The sequence below is a fragment of the Desulfuromonas sp. TF genome, from assembly GCF_000472285.1.
Classification (GTDB): domain Bacteria; phylum Desulfobacterota; class Desulfuromonadia; order Desulfuromonadales; family ATBO01; genus ATBO01.
The window spans coordinates 43,042-56,749 of the sequence record NZ_KI421426.1; the positions used below are offsets into that span (position 1 = coordinate 43,042).

At 59.5% G+C, this 13,708-nt stretch carries 12 protein-coding genes and 1 pseudogene; 6 read left to right on the plus strand and 7 right to left on the minus strand.

What is annotated here, in order from left to right:
* Window positions 1-12 precede the first annotated feature (12 nt).
* From DTF_RS0118290 to DTF_RS0118305, 3 genes are all read left to right on the plus strand, one after another.
* Window positions 13-1,098, plus strand: coding sequence for a DUF6236 family protein (locus DTF_RS0118290; protein ID WP_027716499.1), 1,086 nt, complete (start codon window positions 13-15; stop codon window positions 1,096-1,098).
* A gap of 413 nt (window positions 1,099-1,511) precedes the next feature.
* On the plus strand, window positions 1,512-1,796 hold the full coding sequence (locus tag DTF_RS0118300) for a DUF1330 domain-containing protein (RefSeq protein WP_027716500.1): 285 nt from the start codon (window positions 1,512-1,514) through the stop codon (window positions 1,794-1,796).
* A 309-nt stretch (window positions 1,797-2,105) separates the two neighbouring features.
* Window positions 2,106-2,936: a DMT family transporter gene (locus DTF_RS0118305; protein WP_051361455.1), complete on the plus strand. Its 831-nt coding sequence runs from the start codon at window positions 2,106-2,108 to the stop codon at window positions 2,934-2,936.
* 7 nt (window positions 2,937-2,943) lie between these two features.
* Here DTF_RS0118305 and DTF_RS0118310 read toward each other — a convergent pair whose 3' ends face one another.
* The 6 genes from DTF_RS0118310 to DTF_RS24430 all read right to left on the minus strand — a co-directional run bounded on the left by DTF_RS0118310 (window position 2,944) and on the right by DTF_RS24430 (window position 11,648).
* Window positions 2,944-4,236 (minus strand): pitrilysin family protein, encoded by a 1,293-nt coding sequence (locus tag DTF_RS0118310; protein WP_027716502.1) that lies wholly within the window; start codon window positions 4,234-4,236, stop codon window positions 2,944-2,946.
* A 42-nt stretch (window positions 4,237-4,278) separates the two neighbouring features.
* Window positions 4,279-4,950, minus strand: a complete 672-nt coding sequence (locus DTF_RS0118315) for a DUF2270 domain-containing protein (RefSeq protein ID WP_027716503.1) — start codon at window positions 4,948-4,950, stop codon at window positions 4,279-4,281.
* Window positions 4,951-5,243: 293 nt separating this feature from the next.
* Window positions 5,244-8,414 carry an efflux RND transporter permease subunit gene (locus DTF_RS0118320; RefSeq protein ID WP_027716504.1) on the minus strand — a complete coding sequence of 1,057 codons (3,171 nt, stop codon included), beginning with the start codon at window positions 8,412-8,414 and terminating at the stop codon, window positions 5,244-5,246.
* Entirely contained in the window at window positions 8,411-9,592 is a 1,182-nt protein-coding gene (locus DTF_RS0118325; protein WP_027716505.1) for an efflux RND transporter periplasmic adaptor subunit, read from the minus strand. Before DTF_RS0118325 ends, DTF_RS0118320 begins: the two co-directional genes overlap by 4 nt.
* Window positions 9,589-11,016, minus strand: a complete 1,428-nt coding sequence (locus tag DTF_RS0118330; RefSeq protein WP_081703079.1) for an efflux transporter outer membrane subunit — start codon at window positions 11,014-11,016, stop codon at window positions 9,589-9,591. Before DTF_RS0118330 ends, DTF_RS0118325 begins: the two co-directional genes overlap by 4 nt.
* Window positions 10,995-11,648, minus strand: coding sequence for a TetR/AcrR family transcriptional regulator (locus tag DTF_RS24430; RefSeq protein ID WP_051361456.1), 654 nt, complete (start codon window positions 11,646-11,648; stop codon window positions 10,995-10,997). Before DTF_RS24430 ends, DTF_RS0118330 begins: the two co-directional genes overlap by 22 nt.
* A 207-nt stretch (window positions 11,649-11,855) precedes the next feature.
* On the opposite strand from DTF_RS24430, the gene DTF_RS0118340 reads away from it, so the two are divergent.
* From DTF_RS0118340 to DTF_RS0118350, 3 genes are all read left to right on the plus strand, one after another.
* Complete coding sequence (locus tag DTF_RS0118340; RefSeq protein WP_027716507.1) at window positions 11,856-12,155, plus strand: hypothetical protein; 300 nt, start codon at window positions 11,856-11,858, stop codon at window positions 12,153-12,155.
* A 60-nt stretch (window positions 12,156-12,215) separates the two neighbouring features.
* Window positions 12,216-12,713 (plus strand): non-heme ferritin, encoded by a 498-nt coding sequence (ftnA, locus tag DTF_RS0118345; RefSeq protein ID WP_027716508.1) that lies wholly within the window; start codon window positions 12,216-12,218, stop codon window positions 12,711-12,713.
* 96 nt (window positions 12,714-12,809) lie between these two features.
* Entirely contained in the window at window positions 12,810-13,193 is a 384-nt protein-coding gene (locus DTF_RS0118350) for a TraR/DksA C4-type zinc finger protein (protein ID WP_027716509.1), read from the plus strand.
* 80 nt (window positions 13,194-13,273) lie between these two features.
* Here DTF_RS0118350 and DTF_RS26305 read toward each other — a convergent pair.
* Window positions 13,274-13,708: pseudogene (locus tag DTF_RS26305) on the minus strand (hypothetical protein); the annotation flags it as partial.

The following is a 13,708-nucleotide window of genomic DNA, read 5'->3' on the forward strand; positions in this document are numbered from 1 at the left end:
AGGAGGTTTCTTGTGAAAGAATTTGCCTTGTATTATCCTTATATAGAATTTAATAGCCCTTCAAGGCTGAAATATCTTGCTTTATTTTACGACAAAATATTTAGAATTGTCCCACCTCACTTTTTTCCCGTTGATCATCCAGAAATAATGGAACTCTTAGATAGTGGTGATATCGGAATTTCAATTGATCCGACTGATTATTCTACTGAGGCTGGTGATAAATTTCTATGTAAATTGGAAAATTGGGACGCATCGGTCCTTCAAGATGCAATGACTGACGTTGAAGAACTCGAAAGAATTCACTACTCAAAAGCCGATGACCGTATAAGAAGTTTATTCCGGGATTTAGGGTGTTCAGAGGACGATACCTGGATCCACGTTCCAAAAAATTTAGCCTCAACTTATATGCTTTACTTGTCAAATGAGATAGCAAAGAAAAACAATTTGGGACTTGCAACCGATGATATGGATGCATGGACAGCTATCAATTATTATGAAAGCGATGGAGCGTTTACCCACGACCCATGGGAGATATTTCACCAAGAGGACGAAGATTCTTCTGCCATAGTTCTTGCATCTTTGATGATTGATAACATTGTCCCACTTAATATTTCTGAATTGGAGCCTAACAAAATAATCAAATTTAGGGAAAGAAGAAGAGATGAAATAAAGAGCTTTAGGTCCACAATTAATAGCCTGAGTAATGAGTTGAAAAACTATGAAAATTTAGATATCAAGCTCGAAAAAGTTAAGTTAGCTATTGAAGATGTGAGAAGATCCGCGGACGAATTTAGAAAAAGTGCAGATATTTTATCTGTATCAGGATGGTTTGGTGTTCAGTCCTTGGGTTTGCCTGTCCCTTTTTTAATTTCTCAAATGTTAGGATTGGACTCTATTAGGCAACAGATTGTTTTGGCGACTGGTCTGTGCATGCATTCAATTTACACAATGTATAAATCAAAACAAGAACTTAAAGAACTTAGTGTAAGGTCGGGCTATTCCGCTTTGTACTGGATGGAACGGGATTTGACTCCTTCAAGGTTGGAACGTTTGGGAGAACGCAAATTTCGATCATTACACGAGTTCATGGATGACTGATGATACTGCTTTTAGTGATTGGCTCCAAGCGCGCCGAATTACAGCAACAGGGGTCAAAGCAAGACTCGCGAGCGATACTCAAGCTGATCAAGGAGGAAACGGGAAAAGATCTTGAAACATTGAAAAGCGAAAAAGGGGACCTTCGACGGCTGGCGACGGATCTGCTCTATCGGCATGGGGGGCTCAAAGGACGAGATAGGCGCGCTGTTTGGCATCGATTACAGTGCGGTGAGCCAAGAGCGGAAGCGGTTGCGGGAACGTATTGTCCAGGATCAAAAGCTGGAAGAGGTGATTTACAGACTGGATGACAGCTGTCAAACAATAAAGATTTGACCCTTTTGCTTGTGTTTCATATCGAGCAGTCGAGAACATGGTGGGGTGAGAAGGAACGAATCAATATCAAGGGAGGAGAAATGCCTGCATATCTCATCGGCCATATCACCGTCAAGGACCCGGTCCAGTGGGGCGTCTACGTGAAGGGGGTGCGCGAGTCGCTCCTCCCCTTCAATGGGCGGACCCTCTTTCGGGGAAAGCGCGCCTCCGTGCTGGCCGGTGAGCATCCCTATGATCTGGCCGTGGTCATCGAATTCTCCGATCAGGAGTCCCTGCAGAGCTGGTACGACTCCGAGGAGTACCAGAAGTTGATCCCCATCCGGGACAGGGCCGCCGACGTGGCGATCATCAGCTATGACGCATGAGTCCCGCCTGCGAGGGACAATGTAAAAAATCCTGCCCTCGCTTGAACCCTGCCCGCATTCCCCCTCCGCTTCTTTCTTCGCCAAGGTACGACCTTTCCGCAGGCGGAATCCATTTTTGACAGAACGCGATCTTTTTATAAAGCTGTTTTATTTTGCCGGGATTTGTAGTAGCGTTGCCTTATTGAATGGGCCCTGCCGCAGTGGTGCAGAGGGGGCAGGGGAAAAGGGAGCGATGACGTGACACTACAAGCATCTGCAGCAACTTCAACGTGGGAATCGAATCGATACCAGCAGGTCGGGGTTCCGGGCTTGTTTGTTCTGCTTTGGAGCACGGGGTTCATCGGCGCAAAGTTCGGCCTCCCCTATGCCGAACCGCTGACGTTTCTGCTGTGGCGATACGGTTCAGTCACCCTGCTGTTCCTGGCTTTGACCCTGGTGCTCAGAGCCCCCTGGCCTGTCTCTCCCATGCAGTGGGTTCACATCGCCGTCTCGGGCCTGATGGTCAATGTCCTCTATATCGGCGGCGTATTCTGCGCCATTTATGAGGGGCTGCCGGCGGGAATCGTCTCGCTGATCGTCGGCCTTCAGCCGCTGTTCACCGCGGTCGTGGCCAGCCGGGTCCTGGGGGAGAAAGTCTACGGCCGGCAATGGGTCGGTTTTGTCCTTGGCCTGGCAGGCATGTTTCTGGTGCTGGGCGACAAGATTTCGTTCGCCGGCGGCAATAAGGTGGGGGTTGTGATGTCGCTGATCGCCCTGTTCGGCATGACGGCCGGCACTCTGTACCAGAAGCGGTTCTGCTGCGCCATGGACCTGCGCAGCGGGGCCGTCATCCAGTTTGGCGCCTCGACCCTGGTCCTGGCGCTCTGCGCCCCCCTGTTCGAAACCATGCAGGTTCAGTGGAGCGGCCGGTTCATCTTCGCCATGGCCTGGCTCGTCCTGGTTCTGTCGCTGGGCGCGATCAGCCTGCTCAACGTCCTGATCCGCAGGGGCGAGGCATCGAGGGTAGCCAGCCTGTTTTATCTGGTCCCGCCGGTCACGACCCTGCTCGCCTTCTTTATGTTCGGGGAACGGCTCGGCATAGCCGCCCTGTTGGGGATGGGCATCTCGGTGACGGGGGTGGCCCTGGCCATCAGGAGGTAGCCCAGCCTTATCCCTTCCTGAATCCCGTCAGCAGTTTTTCCACCTCCGCCCGGTCTTTTTTCCGCCAGGGGCCGACCACCGCGACCTTGAGAGCCTTCGCCGTGAAGAATTCCCTGGAGGTGGCGAAAAGGGCCTGCGGGGTGACTGCCGCGATGTCCCGTCGGTCATCCTGCAGCGTTCTCAAATAGTCCACCAGCTCACCCCATCCGTAGCGCACCGACATCTCGTCCGGATGGTCCCGGCTGAAGTCGAGATCGTAGAGATAGCTCTGGACCGCCCGACCTAGTTCCTCCTCACCCACCGCCTCGTCGCATAAATCCTGAAAAATGACCAGAAGCTCCCGAACCGCCGTGACCAGATTAACAGGGTTGAGGGAGATGTCGACGGTGAGGCAGCCGCAGTCATCGTACAGGGTGAGGCCGGCCTCCACATGGTAGGTCAGTCCCAGCCGCTCCCTCAGGTTCAGCATCAGTCGTGACGAGGCCCCCCAGGAGAGAACTCTTCGCAGCACCCGCAGCGGGACGGCATGCGGGCTGTGCCGAGGAGGGACCCGAAAGGCCATCTGCAGGGAAACCTGGGAGCCGGAGTCGCCCACCCACACCGACTCCGGCTCCTGATCGTCAAACGCAGGCAGGCGGGAAGGGGGCGTCCTCGGACCTTTTTCCCGCCATCCGCCGAACTCGGCTTCGACCGCCGCCAGCAGCTCTTCCCGGGACACCGGTCCGGCGACGGCGATGACGGTATTGTCGGGGCGGTAAAAGGCCTCATGATGCCGGCGCAGGTGCTCGAGTCCGATATTGTGGATCGATTCGCGGGTGCCCACGGTGGGAAGAGCGAGAGAGGTTCCCGGCCAGAGGAGCCGTGCGGTCAGATTGTCGGGGTTGATTTCCTCCCCCTTCTCGTTGATGTCCTCCAGCGCCTCCTCGAGGATGATTTTTCGCTCCGTTTCCAGATCCCCCAGGAGGGGGCGGCACAGCATGGAGGCGAAAAGGGCGGCGCCCTCCCGGAGATGTGCGGGATGAAGGCGGGAATGGAAGCAGGTGGTTTCGAGATCCGTGGAGGCGTTGACCGCTCCGCCGATCGCTTCAAAGGCGCGCTCCAGGAGGAGACTGGAGGGGTGGTCCACCGTCCCCCGGAAGACCATGTGCTCGAGGAAATGGCTGATGCCGGCCGTCTCGGCTTCCTCGTTGCGGCTGCCGGTACCGACATAGCAGACCATCTCGGCGCTGTGCAGGTGCGGCATTTCGACCGTCATCACCCTCAGACCGTTGGCCAGGGTGTCCTTAAAGAATTCTTTCATATTCCGTATTGCCTGCTGAAAAGAGGGAGTGTTCAGGAAACTTTATTTTTTCGCATACAGGAAGTCCCGTCCGCCCCGGCGGCGGCGGCCGATGCGGACCAGAAAGACGAGGTGAGCTGCGAACAGAAAAATAAAAGCCAGGGTAAGGGCGCCGGGGAACGTCCCGATGGCGGCCTGATCCAGGTACTGGCGCCAGGAGGTCGCCGCCTCCGGATGGACCTTGATTTTCAGCAGCCAGCCGGCGAGCAGGATTGCGAACAGGTAGATGTAATTGGCATAGAGGCGACGGCCGATAGCGTCGCTGAGACCCATTTTGTACTGGGGATAACGCAGATCCGAAGCCAGCTCCGCCCTCCAGAAGATATCGCTTTCGAAATCCATTCTTCCCTCGGAAACGATGCGGTAGATGAGATTCTGGTGCAGCAGCCGCACGCGATATTCATAGGCATCGTAAAATCGGTACCGGCGCGACTCGACGAAGAGCAGAATGTAAATAATCGCCAGGCCGAAAATAAAGAACGTGTGAGTGAATTCGGGATGGCTGAAGCCGAAGCCGAGAAAAGCGGCCGTGGCGCCGACCGCCCAGTTCGTGGTGCGGTCAAGTCGCTCCCGCCAGCTCAGGCTGCGCTGGGCTTCCGCCCGGTAGTAGTGCATAAGGGCGGTGATGAGCTCTCCCCGACTCAGCGGCTGGCCGTTTTTTTCTGCATCGGGCATTGCCGAATCCTTGTGTGTTCCTGTAAGAATTCACTTTCACGCAACAAATTCTCGTAAAAACTATAACAACAAAAGGGGGAGACGGGCGAATCCCGGTCTGAACAAAAAAACTGCGCCTCACTTCCGGGAGGTCTATCGGGCGGCTTCAGGTCGATGGCCTTCCTTGATCGTATCTATATTCACAGAACGGCCTTCTCAGTTAGAGTTAAATAAGTCTCCTGATCTTCACAATACAAAAACTTGTCGCCGATGGAAACAGTTTTCTGGGAACCGCTATTTCCAAGCAAATGGAATCAGCCTTTTTCCGCCTCCGGGGTATGGTCGGCGTGCCCGCCTCGCAGGCCGAACAGCGCGCGAATATCTTCGAGGATCAGATAGAAGGCCGGGATCAGCAGTAGTGTGATGCCTGTGGCGAAGAGGATTCCGAAGGCGAGGCTGATGGCCATGGGGATGAGAAACTGGGCTTGAACGCTGGTTTCGAGAATCATCGGCATCAGGCCGAAGAAGGTGGTCAGCGAGGTGAGCAGGATCGGCCGGAAGCGGCGCGTGGCGGCGTCGAGGAGGGCCAGGTGGGAATCTTTACCGTCACGGCGCTCCTCGTTTGTGCGAGTGATGAGCAGCAGCGAGTCGTTGACCACGACTCCGGCCAGGGCAACGATGCCGAAGAGGCTGAGCAGGCTCAGGCTGAAGCCCATGATCATGTGTCCGAGAATCGCCCCGATGATGCCGAAGGGGATGGCGGCCATGATCAGCACCGGCTGGCTGTAGCTGCGGAAAGCGATCGCCAGCAGGGCGAAGATGGCGACCAGCGCGAGCTGAAAACCTTTCAGCATGCTGGCCATCGATTCGCGGCGCTCCTTCTCCTCCCCTTCGAGGTTGAAGGCGAGGCCCGGAAAATCGTGGGCCAGCTCCACCAGCAGTCCGCCCCGGAGCTCGGTCAGGATCTCTCCGGCATTGGCCTGCTTGCTGTCGACGCTGGCGGTGACGTTGATGACCCTCTTGCGGTCGGTGCGGTTGATCTCCGAGAAGCCGAACCCCTCCTCGATAAACGCCGCGCGCTGCAGGGGGATCTCGCCGCCGTCGGGGGTGCGGATGCGCATCGTCTCGAAATCGTGGAGATGACGCCGGTCATCTTCAGGATAGCGGACCATGACCTTGACTTCGTTTCGCCCGCGCTGCAGGCGAAGGGCTTCGGCTCCATAGAAGGCCGAGCGCACCTGGCGGCCGAGTTCCTCTTCGGTGATCCCCAGGGTACGCGCTTCCGGGGTCAGGCGCAGTTTGATCTCCCGCTTCCCCCGGGCATAGGTGTCCTGAATGTCGCCGACTCCAGGGTATTCCGCCAGTGCTGCTCGGATCTGTTCCGAGGCGCGGTCGAGGACCCCGAAGTCCTCGTGGGCCAGCTGAATGTCGATGTTGGCCCCCATCCGCATCAGGTTCGCCGTAAAAGTCAGGGACTCGATGCCGGGCAGCTCCCCCACATTCTCCCGCCAGCGCCGGGAAATCTCGGCGGTGGGGATGCCGCGCTCCTCGGCCTCGGTGAGGAAAAGGGCAATATCGGCAAGGTGCGAGCCGGATTCAGGTGCCCACCCCATGGGACCGCCGCCCATGAGAGTAGCCCCGGTCACCGCATAGACGTTGCGCAGCACCGATTCCTCTTCCGGGCGTGCCCGGTCGAACTCGGCCACCGTCGCCATCGCCTCGTCGACGATGTACTGCTGGACCCGTCCGGTCTCTTCCGCCGGAGTGCCGCGGGGCATCTGCAGCGAGGTGATGATGACGTCGCCGTCCACCTCGGGCATGAAGTGAAATTTGATGATTCCCCCCCGCACCAGGCCGACGGCAAGCAGGAGCATGGCGACGCCGCAGGCGAGGCTGGCGTAGCGCCAGCGCAGATTGAGATCGAGAGCCCGGCGGTAGGGACCGGCGACGAAACGGTCGAGCCCGGCGCCGAAGCGTCGCCGGTTGCGGTCGATGGCCCCGATCAGTCCGCCCGGGGCCTGCATGGGGCGGCCGATGGCCAGGTGGGCGGGAAGGACGAAGAGCGATTCGACGAGGGAAACCAGCAGCAGGGTGATGACGATCAGCGGGATGACCTTGATGAACTTCCCCATCATCCCCGTGACGAACACCAGGGGAAGGAAGGCGGCCACCGTGGTCAGGATGGAGAAGGTCACCGGAATCGCCACTTCCAGGGCGCCGTCGATGGCTGCGCGCAGGTAGGGTTTGCCCTTCTGCCGCTGTTCGTAGATGTTTTCTCCCACCACGATGGCGTCGTCGACCAGGATCCCCAGAGAAAGGATGAAGGCGAACAGGGAGATCATGTTGATCGACACGCCCAGGGCGGGCATCAGCAGCAGGGTGCCGAAGAAGGAGATCGGTATCCCGAGCATGACCCAGAGGGCGAGGCGGATCTCCAGGAACAGGCCGAGAATAATGACCACCAGGGTGAGGCCGAGAAGGGCGTTCTTCTTGAGCAGGTTCATGCGGCTGGCGAAGATCTCGGAGGAGTCGTTCCAGGTGGACAGGTGCAGGGAGGGGGGGAGGCCTGCGCGTTTCTCTGCCACGAACCTGTTAACCGTTTCGGAGATCTCGATCGGCTTCTGCTCGCCGATACGGAAAACCTTGACCATGGCCGCCGGCTGTCCGTCGAAGCGGGCGAACTCGTCGGTATCGCGGAAATCGTCGCGGACCTCGGCTATATCCCCGAGGCGGACCTGGGTGCCGTCCTCCGCCGTGAGAACGACAATGTCGGCGTACCCGGGACCCCAGTAGCGGCGTTCCATGGTGCGCAGCAGGATCTGACCTCCCTCGGTCTTGATCGTACCTCCCGGAAGGTCGAGAGAGGCGCGCCGGATCCGCTGGGCGACCTGCTCGAGAGTCAGGTTGTACCGGCGCAGGTTCTCTTCGCGGATCTCGATGGAGATTTCGTAGGGGCGCACCCCGCCGAGGTCGACCTGGGTGATGTCGGGAAGCTCCAGCAGTTCGTCCCGGATCGCTTCCGCCTGCTCGCGCAGGCTGCGTTCGGACACCTCGCCGTAGACGACGACGGAGATGACTTCCTGTCGGTTCAGGAGCTTGCTGATGACGGGCTTCTCGGCATCCTCGGGGAAGGTGATGATCCGGTCGACCTCGCTCTTGATGTCCTGCAGGACCCGGTCGGCGTCTTCGCCGGCGTAGATCTCTGCCGTGACGATGCCCATCCCTTCGGCGGCGAGGGACTTGATCTCCTTGATCCCGTCGACGCCGGTGAGGTTCTCCTCCACCTTGAGCAGGATCCCTTCCTCCACCTCTTCGGGACCGGCTCCCGGGTAGGCCACCTGGACCTGGATGCGGTCGAGGGTGACCTCGGGGAAGACCTCCTGCTTGATGGAGGGGCCGTTCAGCAGACCGCCGAGAACGAGGACGAGCATCAGGAGGTTGGCCGCAACGTGATTGCGCGTCATCCATTGGACGGCGCCTTTCATCGGGTCTCTCCTTCGCCCAGCGGCCGCAGCTTCATTCCTTCGGCCGCTCCGGTAACATACGTCAGTACCAGCTGGGCATCCTCCGGCAGACCCCCCGCCACCAGCACTTCATCCTTTTCCTGGCGCACCACATCTACCGGCAGGATGCGAAGGAGGTTGTCCGCATCCGCCACCCAGACGGTATCGCCGTCCCGCAGGGCCTTGCGGGGCAGGGCGAACACCGCCGGCAGGGTCTCTCCGTGCAGAACGGCCTCGACGAACATGCCGATGGCCAGCTCTGGGCGCTTCCTGGCGGGACCTTTCATCCCGTAAGGATCGCCGACCTCCACCACGACGCGGACCATGCGCCCGCGCGCATCGACCTCGCCAAGGGATCGGACGATCCGTCCGGACCATTCGAAGGTCTCCCCTCCGCTGTTAAAACGGATGGTGGCGGAAGAGCCTTCGCCGCCGCGAGGGCCGGGAATCCGCACCCAGCGCATCTCCTCCAGCGGCAGGGGGACGATCACTTCGGCGGCATCGGTTCCGGCGACGACGGCCACGCTTGTTCCGGCACGCAGATACTGCCCGAGATCGAGCTGCTCGCTGCGAATCCGGCAGTTGAAGGGCGCCTCGACCCGAGTCCGCGCCAGATCGAGCTCGGCCTGGGTGAGGGAGGCCTCCGCCGAGGCGACCGCGGCCCGGGCCTCCTTGAGCTGGGGCTCGAACAGAACCAGGGGATTGGGCTTGCCGCCGTCTTCCAGATTGAGCCGATTCCATTCGCTGCGGGCGATGCGGGCGCGGCTCTCGATGGTGGCCAGCTCCACCTCGGCCTTGGCAAGCGCGGATCTGGCCCGGTCGACTCCCAGCCGGTAGTCGAGAGGTTCGATGGCGAAAAGAAGGTCGCCTTTTTGGAAGAAGCCGCCGGCGACCAGGTTCGGCGCCATCTCCACCACCCGGCCGCTCACCTGCGGCGTGATCTCCGCCTGCCGTCTCGGCTGCACGGTGCCCGTGGCGCGGATCTGAACAGGATGGTCCCGGCGCTGCATCTTCATGACCTCGACGAGCATTCCGGGGTTCTCCCTGGACGTCTTCGACGGTGCGGTGCGGGAGCCAGCCATCAGGTACATCCCGACCGCGCCGAGTGCCACGATGAGAACAGGAAGAAGAATCTTGAGCCAGCGCTTGTTTGCACTCATGAATCGGATCCTTTGGTGTTGGAGGTCAGCCGGTCTTCGATCGGCTCGATCATCCAGTCGCCTCCCAGCACGCGCGCCAGGGTGATGCGGTCGGAGATGAGCTGGCGGCGGGCGGTGAGAAGGCGGCTCCGGACCTCGAAATCGGAGCGCTGGGCGGTCAGGACAGGCAGATAATCGCTGAGCCCGTCGAGATAGTTGTCGAGGGAGAGCCGAAGGGCCGCTTCGGCCGCCGCCCCGTTTTCCTCCAGCCGGACGATGCGCTGTTCATCCGCCCGGTTGTCGGACAGGGCGTCCTCCACCTCTCGAAAAGCCTCCAGCACGTCCTGCTGATACCGTCCCACCGCCTCGCGCACCACGGCCCGGCTGCGGTCTACCTCGGCCCTCCTCCGGCCGCCGTCGACGACCGGCAGAATGAGCCGGCCGAGCAGGCTCCAGAAATCACCCTCGATAAGGCCCGTGGAAAATTCCTGACGGCTGCTTCCGTAGCTTCCCAAAAGGTTGATGGTGGGGAAGCGCTCCGCGATGGCTGCGGCCACCCGGGCGTCAGCCGCCTCGATGCGCCGCAGAGCCGCTTTCAGGTCAGGTCTCCGTCCGACCAGTTCCGCCGGCAGGCCGACGGGAAAAGCTTCGGGAATGGAGGGGAGCGCAGCCAGGTCGCCCGCCGTTTCCCGGTCGGGATAGCGGCCGAGGAGCACGGCGATGGCGTGCTCGGCGGCGGCGAGATTGGCCTCGAAAACATGGCGGCTGGCCTGGGCGCCGGCCAGGCTCTGCCGCGCCTGATAGACGTCCAGAGGGGGCGCCAGCCCGGCTCGGTAGCGGTCCTCGACCCTCTTCAGGGTGTCGGCGAAGGAGGCGGTGGCCTGGTCGGCCAGGTCGATCTGAGACCGCTGCTCCACGGCCAGGTAATAAAGGTCGGCGAGCTGGGCTGAAAGCCCCAGATAAATGATCTGCAGCTCTTCAAGCCGGGCCTGGGCATCCTTTTCGGCGGCCCTGGTGCGGGCGGCCAGCTTGCCCCAGAGGTCGACTTCGAAACCGGCCGCCGCCGCCAGTCTCTGATTGTCCCCGGTAAAGTCCCCCGCAAAGCTCGGCTGCCTGGAACGGCCCCCCTCGCCTTCAATGTTGGCGAAAGGACGCCGGGCACTGCGTACGCTGCGCACGGCGGAACGGGCCTGGTCGAGACGGGCGAAAGCCTGCTCCAGCTCCAGGTTGGCGGAAAAGAGCTCCGTCATCAGGGCATTCAGCCGGACGTCGTCGAAGCTCTCCCACCAGGAGGGGAGGGGAGCTCTCGAAGAGACTCCGCCCTGTTCCAGGTAGGCCTCCGGCAGTTCCACCGGCAGAGCGACTTCCTGCGGCCGGTGGAAGGAACAGCCTGCCAGGGCGACAAGGCCGAAGGCGCAAAGAATCATTCGTTGGCGGTGGCGCATGGGGCCTCCAATCCGGCGGTTAAGAAATCGAGCAGCATACGAACCAGAGTTTCGGTAGTCACGCCCGGCGCCGGCAGTTCTTCGGGCAGTTCGCCGAACCGGCCGGCCCAGCACATCGTGTGTCCCATGGCCCCGAGAATGAACTGCAGCCGCCAGAACAGAGTCCTTTCATCCAATTGCGGCAGGGATTCCCGAAGAATCTGAAACAGGAGCAGGAAGAGGGGCTTGATCCGGCGGATGAACAGCTCGCGAAGTGAAGCGTCCGGTTCGGCCAGGATCCGGCCGAGCAGGGTGATGAAGGCTTCGGCTCCCGGGCCGCTTTCCCGGAAGCGCAGAGTCGGTTCGACAAAGGCCCGGAGGGTTTCCTCCGTTTTCGGCCGCCTGCCGGCGTCGCGCGCTTTTCCTCGCACGGCCTCCAGGTTCTCCCGGCGCACGGCGTTGAGAGGACTGAGCCGGCGCTCGATCACGGCATCGAGAAGGGCTTCCTTGGAACCGAAATGATAGTTGACCGCCGCCAGGTTGACATTGGCCCGGCCGGTGATGGCGCGCAGGGAGGTATTGTGAAACCCCTCGTCGGCAAAGAGCCTTTCAGCGGCATCGAGGAGGCGCTGTTTGGTGTCGGGTAGAGTCATGGGCAATATACCTTGTCTGCGTTTCGGCTTGTCTGTGTTTCAGTGACGGTTCCCGGGCTGGAAAACATACAGTCGATTAAAACAAACGTTTAAATCAGATGTCAAGGGGAAAGGCGTCATGTTGACAGCAACGCGGCGGGAGTTATCATAGTTGGGAATAAGGGAAGCCCCAGGGGCCGAACTTCAGTACAGTTCCGGGGAGGAGAGATGAAATCGCTGTGGGTTTTCGGCGGCGCCATCGTCGGCAGAAAGGCCTTCGGTCTTCCCGGGGCGGTGCTGGGCGGCGGACTTGGTTACGGCCTCGCCGCGATCCTTGATATCCTGCGCCGCCTTGAGGCCGTGGAAAGATCAACGGAAGCCGTGAGCGTCGGACATGCGGCTGAACGATATCCGGAAGAGACGATCCTGGACGCCATGCTGCAGGCCGAAGACGAGGCGGCGTCCCGGGGAGATGAAATGGAGGATATCTTCGTAGAGGTTTCCGGGAAGAAGAAACGGCTGCACTGAAGCTTTCCGATATTTACCGCTGCGAAATGGTCCGGAATTCCGAGGAAAAAGGAGATTTCCATGCTCAGCAAGAATCTGGTGAAGAAGCTCAACGATCACGTCAATCTCGAATTCTACTCCTCCAACCTCTACCTGCAGATGAGTTCCTGGTGCGAGGCCAAAGGCCTGGAGGGCTGCGCGGCGTTTCTCCGCGCCCATGCAAAGGAGGAGGCCGATCACATGGAACGCCTCTTCACCTATGTGAACGAAACGGGTTCGATGGCGGTCGTTGGAAACATCAAGGCGCCGCCCACCGAATTCAGCTCCGTGAGCGATCTTTTCCAGAAGGTATATGATCATGAATGCTCTATCACCAAGGAGATCAACGGACTGGTTTCCGCCTCCCTGAAGGAGGAAGATTATTCCACCTTCAATTTCCTGCAGTGGTACGTGGCCGAGCAGCACGAGGAGGAGCATATCTTCAAGCTGATTCTCGACAAAATCTCCATCATCGGTGAAGAAGGGGCCGGGCTGTTCTTCATCGACCGCGCCATCGGTGGGATGCTGGGGAAAAAGTGAGAAGACGAGCAGGTACGACCAGGCGGTTATGCCGCACGAGACAGGAAAAACCGTGGGACATCAGCCGATGCCTCGGAGAAGGGGAAGGGCAGATCGATGAATAAAAAAGAAATGGAGGAGTTCCGAAAAAGACTGCTGAACTTACGGGAACAACTCTGGATCGAGGTTAAGCACAAGCATGCCGAAGCCTCCGACCTACGGGACACCGGCGTTCCCGATCCCGGAGACGCCAGCATGACCGACGATCTGCGGGATTTCCTCCATGTGCTGAGCGACAGCAAACGGGAGCAGATTCTGGAAATCGACGAAGCGATCCGGCGCATCGAGGACGGCAGCTACGGCATCTGCACCCGCTGCGAGGAAGAGATCAACATGAAGCGGCTGGAAGTGCAGCCTGATACCCACTATTGTGTTTCCTGCAAGGAGGAACTGGAGGAGCGGGAAGCGGTGAAGTCAGGTCCTGAACAGGGGAAGATCTGAAGACCTGCCCCCCTGTGGACTTCCATCACCGCGGAGACACGTCATGGCAAATTTTGAGGTTCTCTGTGACAGGAGTGCTCCTATGATTCGTGCCGGAACACAGCGCCCCAGCAGCTTTCGACAATTCTGGCGATCCGGTCGTCGTTCAATATCCTTTCTGCCGCATTGAGGCGCATCGCCTGAATCACCGGTCCGCAGGCAACTGCCAACAGCATGTCTGGAGGCATGTTCCTGAACAGCTTCGTTTCAGTTCCTTCCCGAAAAAGATCGACAACGCTGCACAATTCAGCGGCAGGCGGTTCCTCCGGAATGCAGGTTTTCCGGAATGGCGAACTGTGAAACTGATCCATGAAGAGAAACTCTGCGGGGGAAAGCAGACAGTGCCATATCAGCCTCTGTGCCAGGTGTGAAAAGCGGTGCCGAATAGACGCGTGCGCTTTCAGTTCCTTCCCGAAAAAGATCGACAACGCTGCACAATTCAGCGGCAGGCGGTTCCTCCGGAATGCAGGTTTTCC